The sequence below is a fragment of the Salinibaculum sp. SYNS191 genome (assembly GCF_037338445.1).
GTDB lineage: Archaea > Halobacteriota > Halobacteria > Halobacteriales > Haloarculaceae > Salinibaculum > Salinibaculum marinum.
The window spans coordinates 2719841-2736602 of record NZ_CP147838.1; the positions used below are offsets into that span (position 1 = coordinate 2719841).

The window sequence follows — 16762 nt, forward strand, 5'->3', positions numbered from 1 at the left end:
CACGAAGTGATTCAGGTTACCACTTCTTGTCGGTGTATATCTTTTGGCCTAGCTGTATTTGATGCTTTGCGTTCGGTTTTATCATTTGATAATTGTAGGATGAATAACGCTATCCTCGGCTTGCGATACTAAACTCGTCTGTCTCTGATATTCACTCTCGATACTTGGGGCAAAGAAATCACTTGTGACGGTCCTCGTTGCACGGGAATCACTGCGCGGGGTCTCGACGATACTGGCTGCTCGCTAGCGGTCGCAATGTGGTGCTGCTGGGAGAACGTCCAGACCGAACCGCGAAGCGAGTGGCTGCGGCGAGCGCAGCACTCTGTTCGTGAGAGTACGCGTTGACACACTTCGTTCCGCGTTTTGGCGGAGCCCGGTGAGTCCCTCGTTACGGCTGACATGTTTCGCAGTCAGGCACACGCCAGGGCCGCCGTCAGTCGTCACCTGGCGTGTCAAAGTACCCCAGGATGTCGAGTATCGCACCCATAATGAAGCTGATGACAGCGACGACGAGAACGAGGGCCGTGAGGAGAAGCGAGATGGGATCGGGGAGGACGAGCCCGAAGATGGCGATGAACATGATGGTGACTATGCCGACGACGAGCAGGAACGACCCGGCGTTCGGGTCTTCCCCGGTGAGGAACTCGATACTCTGGAGGAACGTGGAGGGTTGCGCGTCGGACGGTGACTCCTCTTCTTGCTCTTTTTCCTCCTCCTCCGTACTCATCTCACTCATCGGTTTGAGCCTCGGGATTCTTGTTCCGTCCAGCCGCGCGCTGGACAACCTGGACGAGGTGTGAGACCCACAGTCCGGCGGTGAACCCGAACAGGACGGAGACGAGGACGGCCTTGGTGAGTAACTCCAGGGGTGCGATAGCCGCAGCCAAACACAGCGTCCCGAACAGGAACATCATCCCGTACTGGATACGCGTGTTGAGGTCAACTCGCTTTGCGGCTTCGAGTGGATTCGTACTCACAAGCAGTTCTGCATCCTGTTAACGTAGCGTTCTGTTTAAACTCTCGGTTGGTACGACCGTCTGACACTTTTCGAAAACCGCCAGACTGCGGGCTGTTCGAGGTTGTTGACCTTGGTACTTGGCTTGTGTCATGACTGTTATTTTGCCATGCCACAGCAGAAAACCGCAAGACGGCGAAGCCGTCTAACGTCCGGACGGAGATTTGAACTCCGGTCCCTGGCTCCGCAAGCCAAGAGGATAGTCCACTACCCTACCCGGACTCACTACCGGATAGCGGGGTACTGGCTAAAGGGGTTACGGTTCGCCGGTCTGCCGGCACCGAGAGACGCGATACCTCAGCAATCAGCATTCTTATAGGGGTCCATCACGAGGGTCCGATATGGCAGAGCGGGCCGAATCCGGAGAGAGCAAGCCCGACCTCTCCCAGCTGGAGGGTACCACCAACGTCCTCCTCCAGGCACCCTCGTTCGGGGGGAGGGGAACGGATGCCGGACTGCGCCTGCTCACGCGGACCCCGCCCGAGAAGACCAACGTCCTCGCGGTTTCCTACACCGACACCCCTTCTGAGTTCGTCGACCGCTGGAACGCTGCCGCCGGCGCGCCACCGGCACGCGGCGGTATCGTCACCGTCGGGCAGGCGGAGGCGACTGTCGACGACGCCGCCTGGGCCGTCCGCGCCGTCGAGAACCCGTCGGACCTGACCGGGGTGGGTATCGAACTCAGCGAACTCCTCTCGGGGATGGCGACGGCGGCCGACGACGACGAACACGTCGCCTTCTGTTTCAACTCCATCACCTCGCTGCTGCAGTACGCGGACGTCCAGCGGGCCTTCCGGTTTCTCCACGTCGTCACCGGCCGCGTGAAGACCGTCGAAGGGACCGGCCACTACCACCTCGACCCCGAGGCCCACGACCAGCAGACGGTGGCCACCCTGAAGGGGCTGTTCGACGCCGTCGTCGCGGTCGACGAGGACGGGTCCTGGACCGTCCAGCGGTAGGCCACGCCGGCGCGTTCGACCGTGACTCAAACGCGGATTTGAACCTCCCCAACCGGCTTTTCAGAGGGTACCGTCTCCCCGAGCATGAATCGGCGCAGATTCCTCCGACGGACAGGCGCGCTGGGCGTCCTCGGCCTCGCCGGGTGCACGTCCGACGCGAACGACGACCAGGGCGGCGACGGCGGTGTGGGCGCACAGTCCGGGACCGACACGCCCTCGCCGACGCCCGACCCGACACCGACGGAGACGGCGACGCAGACGGCGACCCAGACGGAGACGGAGACACCGGCGGACATCGGCGACAACAGCACGTCCGGAAGTTCCGGGAGCCGCGGCTGGGGGTCGGGCGGCATGATGAACGGCATCAGCTTCACGTTCACCTCCTACGGTCCCGAGTGCGGCAGCGCGACGGACACGACCGACGTCAGCTTCCAGCCCGCGGACGGGCAGGTTGTCGTCGAGGGGACGATACGCGGCAGCGACGTCTGCACGCGGGCGGCGCTCGGGTCCGTCGAGTACAGCGAGAGCGACGACCGCCTCCGCGTCGCAATCGAGACCGTCGACATCGAGGACTGCAAGGAGGACGGCGGCATGGGCGCCCAGTGTACCACCGACATCGAGTACGACGCCCAGTTCCGCTTCGACGGCGACCTTCCGGGCGAGGCGACGGTCTCCCACGACGGCGACGCGATCGCCAGCGCGGGCCACGACAGCGCGAGCGCCGCGCCGCCGACCACGACAGAACAGTCCTGAACTCAAAGGGCCATTTGACTCTGCGGAACTGCCTTGTCTTCCGGCAGCCTCAGTGACAGTATGGATCGACGGAGATTCCTCCAGCAGACGGGCGCGCTTGGCGCGCTCGCGGTCGCCGGCTGTACGTCGGCCGGAGACGATGGCGGTGGCGACGACGGCGGAGCGGGCGACAGCCCCACGCCCACGCCCACCGCCACACCCACACCTCTCGTCGTGACCGACCAGTCCATCGAGACCGTCCAGAGTGGCTGCGGGTCCGGTGCGGAGACCGTCAGCGTCGATACTGACGACGGTGATGGCGTCGTCGTCATCGAGGGCAGGCTCACGACCCCGAACCCCTGCCACGTGGCGACACTCAAATCGGTCGCCTACGACGCCGACAGCGACACGCTCCGCGTCGACGTCGGGGCAGAGTCCACGGGCGACGTGTGTATCGAGTGCGTCGGTGCCGTCGAGTACCGGGCGACCGTCGCGTTCGACGGCGGCACCCCTTCGACGGTCACGGTCACCCACCGCGGCGAGTCCGTCCCGCGCGGCGAGACCGGGGAACGGCCTCTGCTCACCGACGCTTCGCTGACGGTGACTGACGTTTCGGGAAGCATCGCACAGACCACCGCCGACGCCGAGTTCGACGCGGCCGCCGGCACCGTCGTCGTGACTGGGACCATTGAAGGGAACAACGGGTGCAAGACGGCGACGCTCGGGGACGTCTCCTACGACCCGGCCGGGGACGAACTGTCCGTCGACGTGCAGACCACGGACCGTGCGGACGTCGACGAGGACACGGCCTGTACGCAGGCGCTGGTCTACATCGACTACGAGGCGACGTTCACCTTCGACGGGGGTATCCCGGGCAGCGTCTCCGTGAGCCACGACGGGCGGGGCGTGATGAGCGCGGGCCACGACAGTGCCACCGCGAGCGCGCCGGGGAGCTAACCTTTTTCAGCGGTCGCGGGACCACCCATCCACGGTGACACGGGACGTACCGGTCGGACTATCGACCGACCACAGAACCGCCGGACAGCGCGCCCCCGTCGGGGCAACGACAACGCTTAAACAGCCTCCTTCCCTGCCATTGGTACAATAATGGGTGCGATAGAGGACATCTACGCGGACCTCGACGTCGACGTGAGCGAGGCGGAGTTTCGCGAGGCCGTCGAGGCGAAAGTCGAGCAGATGGACGGGCTCGCCGACGAGGAGACGGCGGCCATGCTCATCGCGCACGAACTGGAGGACCACGAGGTCGGCACCATCTCCGACATCGAACCCGGCATGGACGAGGTGAAGTTCCTCGCAAAGGTCGTCTCCGTCGGCGAGTTGCGGACCTTCGAGCGCGACGGCGAGGACGAGGACGGCCGCGTGATAAACGTCGAGGCGGCCGACGAGAGCGGCACCGTCCGCCTCGCCTTCTGGGACGAACAGGCCGCGTCCATCGACGACGGGCAACTGGACGTCGGCGACGTCCTCCGCGTCAAGGGCCGCCCGAAGGATGGTTACAATGGCCTCGAAGTGAGCGTCGACAAGGCTGAACCCGACGACGAGGCCGACATCGACGTCGACCTGGACGGCCCGGCGACCGTCGAGTCGCTGTCGATGGGCCAGTCCGACGTGAACCTCCGCGGGCTGGTGCTCGACACGGACGACGTGCGCACCTTCGACCGCGACGACGGCTCGGAGGGACGGGTCGCCAACTTCGCGCTGGGCGACGAGACCGGTCGCGTGCGCGTGACGCTGTGGGACGAGATGGCCGACCGCGCGACGGAACTGGCGGCCGGCACCGCGGTCGAGGTGGTCGACGGCTACGTCCGCGAGCGCGAGGGCGACCTCGAACTCCACGTCGGCGACGGCGGCGCGGTCGAGGAAGTCGACGGCGAGGTCAGCTACGACCCGGACACGACGCCCATCGGCGACGTGGAAATCGACCAGACGGTCGATATCGCCGGCGTCGTGCGCTCGACGGACCCGAAGCGGACCTTCGACCGCGACGACGGTTCGGAGGGGCAGGTCCGCAACGTCCGCATCCAGGACGACACCGGCGACATCCGCGTGGCGTTGTGGGGCGACAAGGCCGACACCGACCTCGCGCCCGGCGACGAGGTCCTGACCGCCGACGTGCAGATAGAGGACGGCTGGCAGGACGACCTCGAAGCCTCGGCGAACTGGCGCTCGACGGTGCTGGTGCTGGACGACGCCGACACCGGCACGAGCATCCCGGCCGGCGGCGCGGACGAGGCGGCGAGCGAGGACAGTCAGTCCGCGGGCCTGGACGCCTTCTCCGAGGGGAGCGACGCGACCGACGCCGGGGACACCGGGGGGACGGCCGACGCTGCCGGGAGCGAGGGCGGTACGGTCGCGTCCGAGCGCGTCGAGTTCACGGGCACCGTCGTCCAGACGGGCGACCCGGTGGTGCTGGACGACGGAACGGAGACGATGGCAGTCGAGACAGACGCGCACGTGCGCCTCGGCGAGGAGATAACCGCCCGCGGGCAGGTGGTCGACGGCCGTCTCGACGCAGAGGACGTGCTCTGAACGCTTCGGAAACCCTTAAGGCGGCTACAGTCCCGTTTTGGCGTATGAGCGTCGAGCTACCGTTCGCCCCCGTGGACGACCTGATACGGCGCAACGCCGGTGACCTGCGCGTGAGTGCCGAGGCTGCCGAAGAGCTGGCGCGTCGGATTCAGGACCGAGGAGCCGCGCTGGCCGTCGACGCGGCCGAGGTAGCGACGGCGGACGGGCGGAAGACACTGATGGCGTCGGACTTCGGCGTCGGGGAGGTACCGGACAAGGACAGCGTGGCGCTCCCGATTGCGCCGGTCGACCGCATCGCACGGCTCGAAATCGACGACCGGTATCGGGTCGCGATGGACGCGCGCGTCGCGCTGGCCTCGATTCTGGAGGCCTACGCCGACGACGTGGCGGCCGCGGCGGCGTCGCTCGCGCGCCACGCCGAGAGGCGAACAGTGAAAGCCGAGGACATCGAAGTGTACTACGAACTCGAGACGTACTTTGAATGAAGTTCGGCTATCGCGAAGCCTGCCTCGACCACAACACTGGCCCCCGGCACCCGGAGAGCGCCGACCGTCTCCGTGCCATCAGGCGCGCCCTCACCGACCGCCACGGCGTCTCCTACGTCGCAGCCGACGACACGACCCGCGAGAACGTCCTCGGGGTCCACGACGAGGACTACGTCGACGAACTGGCGGCCTTCTGTGAAGACGGCGGCGGCGACTGGGACGCCGACACCGTCGCAGTCCCCGAAACCTGGGACGCCGTGATGGCCAGCGCCGGCCTCGCGGAGTGGGCCGCCGAGCGCGCCCTGGCCGGCGACGACGGCCGGCAGACGCCCTTCTCGATCGGTCGGCCGCCGGGCCACCACGCCGTCGAGGACGACGCAATGGGCTTCTGTTTCTTCAACAACGCCGCGGTCGCGGCACAGACGGTCATCGACAGCGGCGACGCCGAGCGCGTCGCCATCTTCGACTGGGACGTCCACCACGGCAACGGCACGCAGGACATCTTCTTCGACCGCGGGGACGTCTTCTACACGTCTATCCACGAGGAGAGCCTCTATCCCGGGACGGGCCACCTCGACGAGACCGGCACCGGCGACGGCGCGGGAACGACGCTGAACGTTCCGCTCCCGCCGGGCACGAGCCACACCGCCTACCTCGCCGCGCTGGAGGAGGTTCTCCGCCCGGCCATCGAGAACTTCGACCCCGACCTGTTGCTCATCAGCGCCGGCTTCGACGCCCACGAGCACGACCCCATCTCCCGGATGCGCGTCTCGACGGAGGGGTACGGCCTCCTCACCGAGTCCGTCCGCGACATCGCGGACGACGCCGGCGCGGCGCTTGGGTTCATCCTGGAGGGCGGCTACGGCCTCGACACGCTCTCCGAGAGCGTTCGCATGGTCCACGAAGTCTTTGACGGGTACCGGCCCGCCCGCGACGCGGACGCGACGCCCCGGGACAGCGCCCGGGACGTCATCGAACAGGCGAAAGACCTCGACGTTCCCGGCCTCTGACTGCGTGCGGTCCCGTCAGGGCCGCGGGTCGAAGTACGCGGCCAGTTCCGCGCCGAACGAGTCTGCGAGCGATGCGATTTCCTCGCCGACCAGCACGTCGTAGCCCGCCGCCAGCGACGACTCGACGTGTGCGCCCAGCGCCATCTCGAAGAGCGCGTCGCTGCTCAGCAGGTCGGCCGCGGTGGTGAACTCGCGGGCGCGCTCGACGACGTAGCGGTCGCCGTCGACGAACGGGCCGTACTCCTCGCTGTCGGCGTACTTCTCGGAGAATCCCCTCGCGTGCTCGCGGACGTGTACCGGCGGTCCCTCGTGGCGCTCGACCCGCGGGCGCTCGGCGACGGCGAGTTCGAACAGCACGACGGCCGTCTCGCCGCCAGCGTCGTCTTCGTCGCTCCCGTCGCCCGCGCCGTCCGTCGCGAACGCGTCCGACCGGAACACGTCGAACCCGCGGCGGTCGAGTTCGGCGGCGATGCCCGCGCGCGATTTCTCCAGCTGTGGCCAGAGCTGGTCCTCCACGATGTCGGGCGCGGTAAAGCGGAGCGCGACGGGCGTCGTCCCGCGGTCTGCGACCGCCTCGCGAACGTCCGCGGCCGAGAACGGGTCGCGCTCGGTCCGCTCGAACAGTTCCTCGCGGGGGTCGGCCAGCAGTTCGCGGGCGTGGTGCTGGAGGCGGGCGACGTTCTCCGCGGAGAGGACGGCCGCGACGTTGCGCTCGGGGTCGGTCGGGTCGATGACGACCAGCGGGTCCTCAAAGCTCTCTTCTCCGTGGTCCTCCGGGTCCAGTTCGACCGGCGGGTGCCAGTCCGCCGCGGCCTCGACGAGCGGGCGGAAGCCGCCGTACTCCACGACGAGCAACTCCGTCAGGAATCCCGAGAAGCCCCGCGTCCGGAGGTCGCTCCCGTAGACGCCGATGGCCTTGAAGAACTGCTTGCAGACGCGCACCTCGTCGGCGAGGTCGTGGTCCAGCCGCGACTCCAGGTAGCGCGTGTGGAACGGCGTGCGGTCGACGGCGGACTGGATGTCCGTGGCGTCCTCGACGTTATAACAGGGCACGCAGTCGACCTCGTAGCCGTCGTACTCGCCGACGACGTAGGGGTGCTCGGCGTACTCCTCGTGACCATCCGGCAGAACGGCGTGGCCGACCTGGAGGCCGTATCGCTCCAGGTCCTCGCGGTCGAGGTCAGGCGGGAAAGAGACGAACAGGTCGATGTCGCGGTCGCCGGCGATCCAGGTGTTCCGCGCCGTCGACCCCACGAGCAGGACGTCGGCGTCGACGGGTAGGTCGGCGACGGCTTCCTCGGCGCGGTCGGTGAGGTCGTTGACGACGTCCTCCAGGCGCTCGCGCTCGGCGGGTGTCGGCGTGACGCGCTCGCGGACCCGAGAGACGACGGCAGCGAACTCGTCGGTCATAGACACTGGTTGCCGGCAAGTGCGTGAAAGCGTGTCGATGCGGGACGGAAAGCGAAACGCCTATTTAACTAATCCGACTACGCCGGTATGCGAGCCGCCGTAGCTCAGCTGGTAGAGCACCACGCTGTTACGGTGCGTAGGATACCTGCGTGCCGCAGATACGTGGTTGTCCCAGGTTCGAGCCCTGGCGGCGGCGCTCCCGACTTCTCCGACGAGGCGTTTCATCGCCGAGTCACAACTCTGGTCGGGAGCACCAACTCACAGGGCTCGAACACGGAAGTCGCAGCCCGCGCAGTGAGCGTGAGCGAACGAGCAGGACCGTCTTGCATCGGTTCGAGCCCTGGCGGCGGCGCTTCTCTATAATCCCATCAAACGTAGTTACATGGCCAGTCGACACTACTTTCAGTTTCACTCTCCCCGTGGGTCGATTCTTTTTGAACTCGACTAAAAGAGCCGGGTGTGACTGACACAGGGAATCATTTCGCAGAACTCAAAGAGACGCAGAAACGGGGACAAGCAACTGAAGCACTACTGAAGGCAGAGTTCGTCGTCCGGGATATTCCGGTTCTCGTGCCCGAGTACGACAACGAACCATACGACTTCGTGGTGGAAATCGACGATTCGTTCTACAAAATCCAGGCTAAGACAGCCTATCCCGACGCCAACAACGAAACTGTCTACTTCGAAACGGTGAGTACTCGTGCGCGGAGCGACGGCTACGTCCGTTCGGGATATGAGGAGGCAATCGATTTCTTCGCGGTTCACAACCCGGAACTCGGCGAGTACTATCTCATCCCTATCGAGGAAGCTGCAGACGGAAAGATGCAGATACGCTTTGTCGAACCGAAGAACAATCAACGAAAGGGTATCAACTGGCACGAAGATTATCTGATTGACGCTGTTCTGTCATCACTCCGTACCGTAAAAGTGGACTAGATCCTCGCGGTCAGCTACAGCACCGCGTCCAGCGTCTCCTCGACGTCGAAGCGCACCGGGTCGGTTGCGGGGACGCCGAGGTCCCCGGCGTACTCCTCGATGGCCTCGCGGGCGGCGGACTCGTCCATGCCCTGCGTGTTGAGCATCCCGGCGTCGACGCTGGTCTCGCGGACGGGTTCGGCCACCTGCTCGTAGAGGTCGGCGTACTCCCGGACCGGGGGCAGCGGGTAGTCCTCGTAGCTGTGGTGGGTCTCGCGGCCGGCGACGTGGGTCATCACCAGCGAGTCCGGCTGTGACCCGTGGAGAATGGCGAGCGTGACGCCGGAGTAGGCGGGGTGGCCCAGCGACCCCTGTCCCTCGACGAAGAGCACGTCGTGGTCTGCGGCCTCGTGGACGAGGCGTTCGACCGCACCGGCGGCGAAGTCGGCGATGGTGCGGTCGATGGAGATGCCCCACCCGGAGATCATGATGCCGGTCTGGCCGGTGGGGACGACGGCGGCGTCGAGGCCGCGCTCGCGGGCGGCGTCGCGGAGTTCGTAAGAGGTCGTCATCTTCCCCGTCGAGCAGTCGGTGCCGACGGTGAGGACGACCTGTGCGTCCACGTCGCCGGCGGTGCCCTCGGCGACGGTGAGGTCGTCGGGCGGGCGGCGCACGTCGCGGAGTTCGCAACCGTGTTCGTCGGCCAGCGCGGCGAACTCCGCGTCGTCGGCCAGCATGTAGTGCAGACCGGCCCAGACGTCACAGCCCCGCTCCAGCGCGGTGCGGACGTCGGGCCGCCAGGAGTCCTCGAAGCCGCCGCCGATGGGGGCGATGCCGACGACGAGGACGTCGCAGTCGGGGACGTCGGCCATCGATTCGACGATTGGCGCGTCCTGTACGTCGGGGAGGTGGTCGTGGACCCGGTCGCCGGCGGTGTCGCGGTCCAGCACCGCCACGACGTCGTGGTCGCCGTAGCGGAGGATGCCGACCGCCGTCTTCGCGCGGCCGGGGAACTGCTCGTGGGCGAGAATCGCGATGTCCATATCCCAACGAGAACGAGGGGTGAGGTTAAGACTACCGTCTGGCGGTCATCGCGGGTCACACCGTCCGCAACTGGACCGTCCAGAACTCCGCGAAGGCGTCCTCCAGTGCCGGCTCCGGGTCGCCGGTCGCGCTGACCGTCGCCGTCACTTCCGCGTCGTCGGCGAACTCGTCCAGCACTGTGCGCTCGCCGACGACGAACAGCCGGTCGGTGGGACGCTCGTCGAGCGCGGCCTGGCAGCGGTCGAGGTGGGTCTCTATCTGCTCGTCGCGCAGGCGCTCGAAGCGACTCTGGGAGAAGCCGCCCTTCGAGTGCTGGCTCTTGAGGTCGCTGTCGAACCCGTGGAATGCGGTGCGCTCGCGGCCGTCGTAGACGCCCATCGCGAACAGGTCCGAGCGGACGAGTGCAATCGTGAACTCCCCGCGGGGCTGGAACCACTCGCGGTCGATGCGCGCCCGCCGGTCCCACGCGTCGAACGGCTCCGGCGGGGCCGGCACCGACAGACAGGCCCCGAGCAGGCCGGCGTCGTCGGTGACGGCGAGACAGGGGGCGGCCCGCGAGACCAGCGACGTGCGGTTGCCGAAGGCCGCCCGGACGGACTCCGGCAGGTCGTGGCCGTTTTCGACGTAGGCGGTCAGCAGGCCTTCCGGTCCCGTCTCGATCGATTCGAGGCGGGAGAGAATCTCGTCGAGTCGGTCGCCGCGGAGTTTCGTCTCGCCCCGGAAGGTGACGTCGGCGTCGTCGGACTGGAGCCGGTCGACGCGGTCCTCCAGTTCCGTGACCCTGTCTTCGAGCTGGTTCGCACGCTCCTGGGCGCGCTGGCGGTCGGTGACGGCGTCGGCGCGGCGCTCCTGCTCGGCGTCGAGTTGCTGTTCGAGGTGGTACTTCTCGGATTCGAGGTCCTCGATGCGCTCTTTGAGTTCGGTGCGCCCGAGCAGGTCGTCGAGCATACCCGGAACGGGCGAGCGGGAGGGTCTTAAACCCCGTCGCTCAGATTCCCGCGGGACCGTCTGTCAGGCGCAGCAACTGGGCCGCCCGGTCGGCCTTCGCGAGCAGGACCTCCTCCAGCGAGGGCGGATTGCGCAGGTGCCCGTCCAGCGCGTCTTCCGGCACGGCGAGCGTATCGGCGGGGACGCTCTCGTCGCCGTGGACCGGGAAGTGGTTCGTCCCCACCTTCATGACCAGCGGGAGGTCTGTCCGCTCGATACCCTCGCCGTCGGCGTACAGTTGTCTGTTGACTCGTTCGTGCTGCGTCTGACACATCGTCGCGACCTCACCCTGCCCCGGCTCGACGTAGAGCCGACCGAGGTAGTAGCCGCGGGAGAACTGTTCGAACATGCGGTGCGTGTGAACACAGCACATTGAACGGCATAAGTGCTGCCCGGTAGGCTTATGCAGTCGTGCATTCCCACCACACCGGCTGCCCGGCCCCGCTCCGGGGGACCGTCGGCCGACAGAAATCCCTTAGTTCGGCGGGCACGGCGTCGGCGTATGGAGCGTTCGCCCGTGCCGCGACGGTGGGCCGACCTGTATCTCACGCAGGGGCCGAACCTGGTCGCCCTGTTGCTGGTCGACGCGGTCGCCCTGCTGGTCGGCGTGCGCTTCTACGTCGACGAGATGGTCGACGTCTCGACGTGGCTGTGGCCGCTGTTTGCCGACTCGCCGATCGCGCTCTTCCTGGCGATTCTCTCGCTGATGGTCCTCGTGCCTGCGCTGGGGACCGACCTCGACGCCGTGCCCCAGAACCGCGTGCTGGCCTATCTGCACACGCTGGCGTTCGTCTGGCTCGTCAAGATGGGGCTGTGGACCGCGCTCGCGCTCGGACTGGGCTTCGACCGGTACTACCCCGCGCCGTGGGACTTCTTCGGCATCATCGTCACGCACCTGGCATTCGTCGGACAGGCGTTGCTCGTCCCGTACTACGGCCGGACGACGCGAGGGGCCCTGGGGTTCGCGCTGGTGCTGGCGCTGCTCAACGACGTGCTGGACTACGGGTTCGGACTGCACCCGCCGCTGCGATACGAGCCAGACCTGCTGCTCCCAGCGGGGACGGTGGTACTCTCGGTCCTCGCGGTCGTGGCGGCCGCGCGTCTACTCCCGAGACTGGACGAACGTGCCGGATGAACACTCTTGGACAATGTGAGGTGGCGACAGGGGCCGGTGAACGGTGCGAACGAAAGTTCTACTTTATGCCGTACAGGACAGAACAAACAGGTAGAGCATGAAGCGTCGTCAGGTCGCGGTGACTGTCGCACTCGCAGTCTGCGCCGTCGCGCTGGTCGCCGTTCCGGTCGTGGGGCTCGGGGTAGCACCGGGTGCACAGGTGGACAACGCGTCGTCGGACAACACCACGAACGGGAGCTTCGGTCAGCAGGTCTCCTCGTTCATGCAGGCCAGCGCCGCCGACGCCGATTCGTCCGTCGAGCGTGGGATGTGGCAGGCGTCGGTGAACCAGACGGTGAACGAGAGCGGCGACCCGGCACCGAAGGTTGCCGGACGGGTCGCTGCACTGGAGCGTCGACTCCAGGAACTCCAGAACCGGACCGAGCAACTGCGGGCAGAGCGCCGAAACCTCTCATCGAACAGGCAAGTGGCGTACACCGCCCGGGCCAGCGCGCTCCGCGAGCAGATTGTGAACCTTCGTGAGGACATCAACGCGACGGAGCGAACGGCGATGCGCGTCGGCGTCGACGCGTCGTCGCTGGACCGCGTCCGCGCCGCGGCCGGCAACGCCACCGGTCCCGAAGTCGCCGCGATTGCGCGGAGCATCACCGACGCGCCGCGTGGCCCGCCGGCCGGCGTCCCCGGTGGCGGCCCGCCGGGCGACCGGGGTCCCGGCGGCGTGGACCCGGCCAACGGTACGACTGGTCCCGGTCCGGGAAACGCGGGACCGCCGGGACGGGATAGCGGACCGGCGGCTGGTGGCCCCGGCAACGCGACCACCGGACCTGGCCCGGCCGATAGCGGCCCCGGCGTCCCCGGACAGCCCGGGACCGACAACCAGACGAACGCCACCAGCGGGGGCGGCGCTCCAGACGAGACTGGGGGCGGCGCTCCCGACACGCGCAGGGGCGGCCGACCCGACGACCGTGGGGGGCAGTCCGACTCCGCGGGGGACCCTGCCGCGCCCGACGGGTCTCCCTGAACCGGCGGCCGCACCGTGGGGGCAAGCTTTTCAGTGGGAACCACTAACGTTACGTGAATGGACTCCGCCGAGCTACTCGACCTCCTGGGGAACGCGAACAGGCGGCGGATTCTGCGGCTGCTCGCGCGCAAGCCCTGTTACGTGACCGAAATCAGCGAGTATCTCGGCGTCAGCCCGAAGGCGGTCATCGACCACCTGCGGAAGCTCGAAGAGGCGGGCCTGGTCGAGAGCCGGACCGATGAGCGCCGGCGCAAGTACTTCTCCATCTCGCGGAACCTCCGGCTCGAGGTGAACGTCTCGCCCTACGAGTTCGGAACGAAAAGCGCCTATCCGGCCAGCAAGGGCCTCGACATGACGGCCTGCCGGTACCTCAGTCTCGAAGTCGGCCACGTCGACCCCGGGGACGACGAGGACGAACAGGTCGACCTCGGCACGCTGGCGGACACGCTGCAGGAACTCGAACAGCTGGAGAACGAACTCTCGCTGGCCCAGCGGTGGGTTCAGGGCCGGCTCTCGGACGTCCGCGAGCGGGTCGCGGACCTGCTGGACGACGGCGACCCGCGGCTGGCCGCGGACGTGCTGGCGGGCCTCGCTGACGGGAGCGCGACCGCGCCCCAGCTCAGCCGCCGGACCGAGGCACCGACGGAGGTAGTCGAGGACGTGCTGACGACGCTGGCCGAGGAGGACCTCGTCGAGCGCGAGGGCGACCGCTGGCGACTCGTCGACTAGAGGTCACGGGTGAGGCCGTCGCGGAGGTCGCGGCCGAAGTAGTGGCCGAGCACGCCGGCGACGACGCCCCCGACAGCGCCCACCGCGGCGATGGGGACGCCGGGACCGAGCAGCGTCAGCGTCAGGTTCCCGAGTACTGTGACCGCACCGCCGACGGCACCGCCGGCCAGGGCCATCGGGACGTACCGGCTGTCGCTCGCGACCGTCCCGTAGAGGAAGGCGGCGACGAACAGGCCGAGGAGGTTCCCGACGAGTCCGAAGGGGAAGACCGCTCCGAGGCCCAGCACGCCGGCGAGGGCGACGACCAGCGAGACGGCCAGTCCGCGCTTGGAGAGAATCGACCCGGCGCGCCCGGCGACGCGGGACCGGACCCCGCCCTGTTGCTCCGTCGACGCCTCTCCGGAGGGTTCGTCGAGGTCGACCCCGAGGTCGATGTCGTCGGGCACGTCGACGTCGGTCTCGACCTCCCGGTCGAGTTGCGTGTCCCGCTCTGCCATGTCCGCGTCTACGGCACGGAGGGATATCGGTCTTTGCCCGGCCGGCCGTTCTCGCGCCGAAGGATGGTTTCAAGTCCGCCCGGGCGGTACGCGGGAGCATGAACGCAGGCGACCGCGTCCGCGTGGATCGCGCGGACCAGACCTTCGAGGGCGTCCTCCTGCCCTCCTCGACGCCCGACACCCTCGTCGTGAAACTCGACTCCGGGTACAACGTCGGTATCGACCGTGGGGACGCCGACGTGGACGTCCTCGAATCCGACGTCTACGACGTCGAGGACGCCCAGTCCGAGGGGGCCTCCGAAATCGAGTTCGACGACGACCTCCCGACTATCTCGCTCATCTCCACCGGCGGGACCATCGCCTCGACCGTCGACTACCGGACCGGTGCCGTCACCGCCCAGTTCGACGCCGAGGACGTGCTCCGGGCGGTGCCCGACCTCGCCGGCCTGGCGAACTACCGCGGCCGCGTCGTCGCGAACATCCTCTCTGAGAACATGACGCCGGACGTCTGGCAGGAGCTGGCCCGCGCCATCCACGAGGAAATCGAGGCCGGCGCGGACGGCGTCGTCGTCATGCACGGCACCGACACGATGCAGTTCTCCGCGAGCGCGATGGCCTTCATGCTCGACACGCCGGTGCCCATCGTCTTCACCGGCAGCCAGCGCTCCGCGGACCGCCCCTCGTCGGACAACGTGATGAACGCCGTCTGTGCCGTCGAAGCAGCGAAAAGCGACTGCGCGGAGGTCCTGGTCTGCATGCACGCCGACGAGTCCGACGACCGGTGTGCGCTCCATCGGGGCACCCGCGTCCGGAAGAACCACACCTCCCGCCGGGACGCCTTCGAGACGGTCGGCGCTGAACCGCTCGGCGAGGCCGACTACGGCATCGGCGAGGTCCCCGACGTCTCCTTCCGCCGCGAACACGCCGAGCGCGGCGAGACGGACCTCGCGCTGCACGACGACCTGGAGACGGACGTCGAACTGGTGAAGTTCACGCCCGGCACCGACGCGTCGCGGCTGGCGGCCGTCGGGGAGGACGCCGCCGGCGTCGTCGTCGAGGGGACGGGGCTGGGGCACGTCAACACCGACTGGATTTCCGTCGTCGACGACCTCACCGACGCCGGCACGCACGTCGTGATGACCAGCCAGTGTCTCGAAGGGCGGGTCTGCGACCGCGTCTACGACACCGGCCGGGACCTGCTGGACGCCGGCGTCGTCGAGGGCGAGGACATCCTGCCGGGGACCGCGAAGGTCAAACTGATGTGGGCGCTGGCGAACACCGAGGACGTCGCCGACACGATGGCGACGCCGCTGGCTGGCGAGATTCAGGACCGGTCGGTCCCCTGGGAGTGATGGGTGACCGTACCATCCGCCGCGCGCGCCCCGATGACCACGACGACGTCGCCGCCTTCACCCAGGAGACCTGGAGCGACCACGGCGTCGGCGACTACCTCGCCGACGTGTTCCCGCAGTGGGTCGAGAGCGACGGCCCGCGCCAGCGGACGGCGGTCGTCGAGGTGGACGGGCGCGTTGTGGGGCTCTGCCAGGGGTCGCTGCTGACCGACGACGAGGGCTGGCTCCAGGGGATGCGCGTCGCTCCCGACTACCGCGGTGCGGGCCACGCCCAGGCGCTGGTCGACCACCTCCTCGACTGGCTGCGCGACGAGGGGATGACCGTCGCCCGCAACATGATTTTCGGGTGGAACGCGGCCGGCATGGGCCAGTCCCACGACACCGGCCTCGTCCCGGTGACGCGCTGTCGGTGGGCCCAGCCAGAACCCGGCGAGGTCGGCTCCCCGCCGGCGGACGCCTTCGTGACGGTCGACGACGTCACTGCCGCGTGGCGGTTCTGGACCCACAGCGACGCCCGAGCGGCGCTGGCTGGCCTCGCCTTCGACACCGACCGGGCGTGGGCGATGTCGGAACTCGGGCGTGCGCGTCTGCAACGGATTGCCGAGACCGGGCGCGTCTTCGCCGTCCAGTCCGGCGGCACGCGGGGGATGGCCGCCCGGACGGGGACGCGTGAGCGCGACGGCGAGACGATTGCCGACTACGCGGTCGGCGCGTGGGACGGCACGGACGCCGGTCGCGCGCTCTTCGACGCCGTCCGTGCCGACGCCGCCGACTGCGGTGCGGACGCGACGCGGGTCTGCATCCCCGACACGACGCGTTTCGTCACCGACGCGGCCGTCGCGCGGGCCGACCACAGCGACGATTCGGTGTTCGTCTTCGCCGCCGACCTCACCGACCGGTAGCCACGCGATTCGTCGTGGT

At 68.0% G+C, this 16762-nt stretch carries 19 protein-coding genes and 2 tRNA genes; 13 read left to right on the forward strand and 8 right to left on the reverse strand.

The annotated features are described in order from the left end of the window. Positions 1 to 433 precede the first annotated feature (433 nt). The 3 genes from WDJ57_RS14420 to WDJ57_RS14430 all read right to left on the reverse strand — a co-directional run bounded on the left by WDJ57_RS14420 (position 434) and on the right by WDJ57_RS14430 (position 1237). Positions 434 to 736, reverse strand: coding sequence for a hypothetical protein (locus WDJ57_RS14420; RefSeq protein WP_380629567.1), 303 nt, complete (start codon positions 734 to 736; stop codon positions 434 to 436). Continuing rightward, positions 729 to 977, reverse strand: a complete 249-nt coding sequence (locus tag WDJ57_RS14425; RefSeq protein WP_338901512.1) for a hypothetical protein — start codon at positions 975 to 977, stop codon at positions 729 to 731. The genes WDJ57_RS14420 and WDJ57_RS14425 overlap by 8 nt, the downstream gene beginning before the upstream one ends. Positions 978 to 1164: 187 nt before the next feature. Continuing rightward, a tRNA-Arg gene (locus WDJ57_RS14430) sits at positions 1165 to 1237 on the reverse strand. Between the two features lie 119 nt (positions 1238 to 1356). Here WDJ57_RS14430 and WDJ57_RS14435 point away from each other — a divergent pair. The 6 genes from WDJ57_RS14435 (at position 1357) to WDJ57_RS14460 (ending at position 6751) form a co-directional block, all read left to right on the forward strand. Then, complete coding sequence (locus tag WDJ57_RS14435; RefSeq protein WP_338901513.1) at positions 1357 to 1974, forward strand: DUF7504 family protein; 618 nt, start codon at positions 1357 to 1359, stop codon at positions 1972 to 1974. An 84-nt stretch (positions 1975 to 2058) separates the two neighbouring features. Continuing rightward, on the forward strand, positions 2059 to 2727 hold the full coding sequence (locus WDJ57_RS14440; protein ID WP_338901514.1) for a hypothetical protein: 669 nt from the start codon (positions 2059 to 2061) through the stop codon (positions 2725 to 2727). Between the two features lie 60 nt (positions 2728 to 2787). Then, positions 2788 to 3663, forward strand: a complete 876-nt coding sequence (locus WDJ57_RS14445; RefSeq protein WP_338901515.1) for a hypothetical protein — start codon at positions 2788 to 2790, stop codon at positions 3661 to 3663. 150 nt (positions 3664 to 3813) lie between these two features. Further along, entirely contained in the window at positions 3814 to 5256 is a 1443-nt protein-coding gene (locus tag WDJ57_RS14450; protein ID WP_338901517.1) for a single-stranded DNA binding protein, read from the forward strand. Positions 5257 to 5300: 44 nt separating this feature from the next. Further along, positions 5301 to 5741, forward strand: a complete 441-nt coding sequence (locus WDJ57_RS14455; RefSeq protein WP_338901519.1) for a histone — start codon at positions 5301 to 5303, stop codon at positions 5739 to 5741. Then, positions 5738 to 6751: a histone deacetylase family protein gene (locus WDJ57_RS14460; RefSeq protein ID WP_338901520.1), complete on the forward strand. Its 1014-nt coding sequence runs from the start codon at positions 5738 to 5740 to the stop codon at positions 6749 to 6751. Before WDJ57_RS14455 ends, WDJ57_RS14460 begins: the two co-directional genes overlap by 4 nt. Positions 6752 to 6766: 15 nt before the next feature. Here WDJ57_RS14460 and cca read toward each other — a convergent pair whose 3' ends face one another. Next, positions 6767 to 8161, reverse strand: a complete 1395-nt coding sequence (gene cca / locus WDJ57_RS14465) for a CCA tRNA nucleotidyltransferase (protein ID WP_338901521.1) — start codon at positions 8159 to 8161, stop codon at positions 6767 to 6769. A 93-nt stretch (positions 8162 to 8254) separates the two neighbouring features. On the opposite strand from cca, the gene WDJ57_RS14470 reads away from it, so the two are divergent. Then, positions 8255 to 8357 (forward strand) — tRNA-Asn (locus WDJ57_RS14470). A gap of 263 nt (positions 8358 to 8620) precedes the next feature. After that, positions 8621 to 9097, forward strand: a complete 477-nt coding sequence (locus WDJ57_RS14475) for a group I intron-associated PD-(D/E)XK endonuclease (protein ID WP_338901522.1) — start codon at positions 8621 to 8623, stop codon at positions 9095 to 9097. 14 nt (positions 9098 to 9111) lie between these two features. Here WDJ57_RS14475 and WDJ57_RS14480 read toward each other — a convergent pair whose 3' ends face one another. The 3 genes from WDJ57_RS14480 to WDJ57_RS14490 are packed head-to-tail and all read right to left on the reverse strand — an operon-like array spanning position 9112 to position 11456. Next, complete coding sequence (locus WDJ57_RS14480) at positions 9112 to 10119, reverse strand: DUF1611 domain-containing protein (protein WP_338901523.1); 1008 nt, start codon at positions 10117 to 10119, stop codon at positions 9112 to 9114. 55 nt (positions 10120 to 10174) lie between these two features. Beyond that, positions 10175 to 11068 (reverse strand): Vms1/Ankzf1 family peptidyl-tRNA hydrolase, encoded by an 894-nt coding sequence (locus WDJ57_RS14485; RefSeq protein ID WP_338901524.1) that lies wholly within the window; start codon positions 11066 to 11068, stop codon positions 10175 to 10177. Positions 11069 to 11108: 40 nt separating this feature from the next. Further along, the gene (locus WDJ57_RS14490) at positions 11109 to 11456 is read right to left on the reverse strand and encodes a DUF5802 family protein (RefSeq protein ID WP_338901525.1); all 348 of its coding nucleotides are present in this window, start codon (positions 11454 to 11456) and stop codon (positions 11109 to 11111) included. Between the two features lie 153 nt (positions 11457 to 11609). Here WDJ57_RS14490 and WDJ57_RS14495 point away from each other — a divergent pair, with 153 nt between their 5' ends. From WDJ57_RS14495 to WDJ57_RS14505, 3 genes are all read left to right on the forward strand, one after another. Then, positions 11610 to 12242, forward strand: a complete 633-nt coding sequence (locus WDJ57_RS14495) for a DUF1405 domain-containing protein (RefSeq protein WP_338901526.1) — start codon at positions 11610 to 11612, stop codon at positions 12240 to 12242. A 97-nt stretch (positions 12243 to 12339) separates the two neighbouring features. After that, complete coding sequence (locus tag WDJ57_RS14500; RefSeq protein WP_338901527.1) at positions 12340 to 13263, forward strand: hypothetical protein; 924 nt, start codon at positions 12340 to 12342, stop codon at positions 13261 to 13263. Positions 13264 to 13320: 57 nt separating this feature from the next. Further along, a complete protein-coding gene (locus tag WDJ57_RS14505) occupies positions 13321 to 13992 on the forward strand; it encodes an ArsR/SmtB family transcription factor (RefSeq protein ID WP_338901528.1) in 672 nt (223 codons plus the stop codon). Here the strand turns inward: WDJ57_RS14505 and WDJ57_RS14510 are convergent. After that, positions 13989 to 14489, reverse strand: a complete 501-nt coding sequence (locus WDJ57_RS14510; protein ID WP_338901529.1) for a hypothetical protein — start codon at positions 14487 to 14489, stop codon at positions 13989 to 13991. The genes WDJ57_RS14505 and WDJ57_RS14510 overlap by 4 nt on opposite strands. A 98-nt stretch (positions 14490 to 14587) precedes the next feature. Here WDJ57_RS14510 and gatD point away from each other — a divergent pair, with 98 nt between their 5' ends. Further along, a complete protein-coding gene (gene gatD / locus WDJ57_RS14515) occupies positions 14588 to 15841 on the forward strand; it encodes a Glu-tRNA(Gln) amidotransferase subunit GatD (RefSeq protein WP_338901530.1) in 1254 nt (417 codons plus the stop codon). Continuing rightward, entirely contained in the window at positions 15841 to 16743 is a 903-nt protein-coding gene (locus WDJ57_RS14520) for a GNAT family N-acetyltransferase (RefSeq protein WP_338901531.1), read from the forward strand. The genes gatD and WDJ57_RS14520 overlap by 1 nt, the downstream gene beginning before the upstream one ends. Positions 16744 to 16762: the final 19 nt, after the last annotated feature.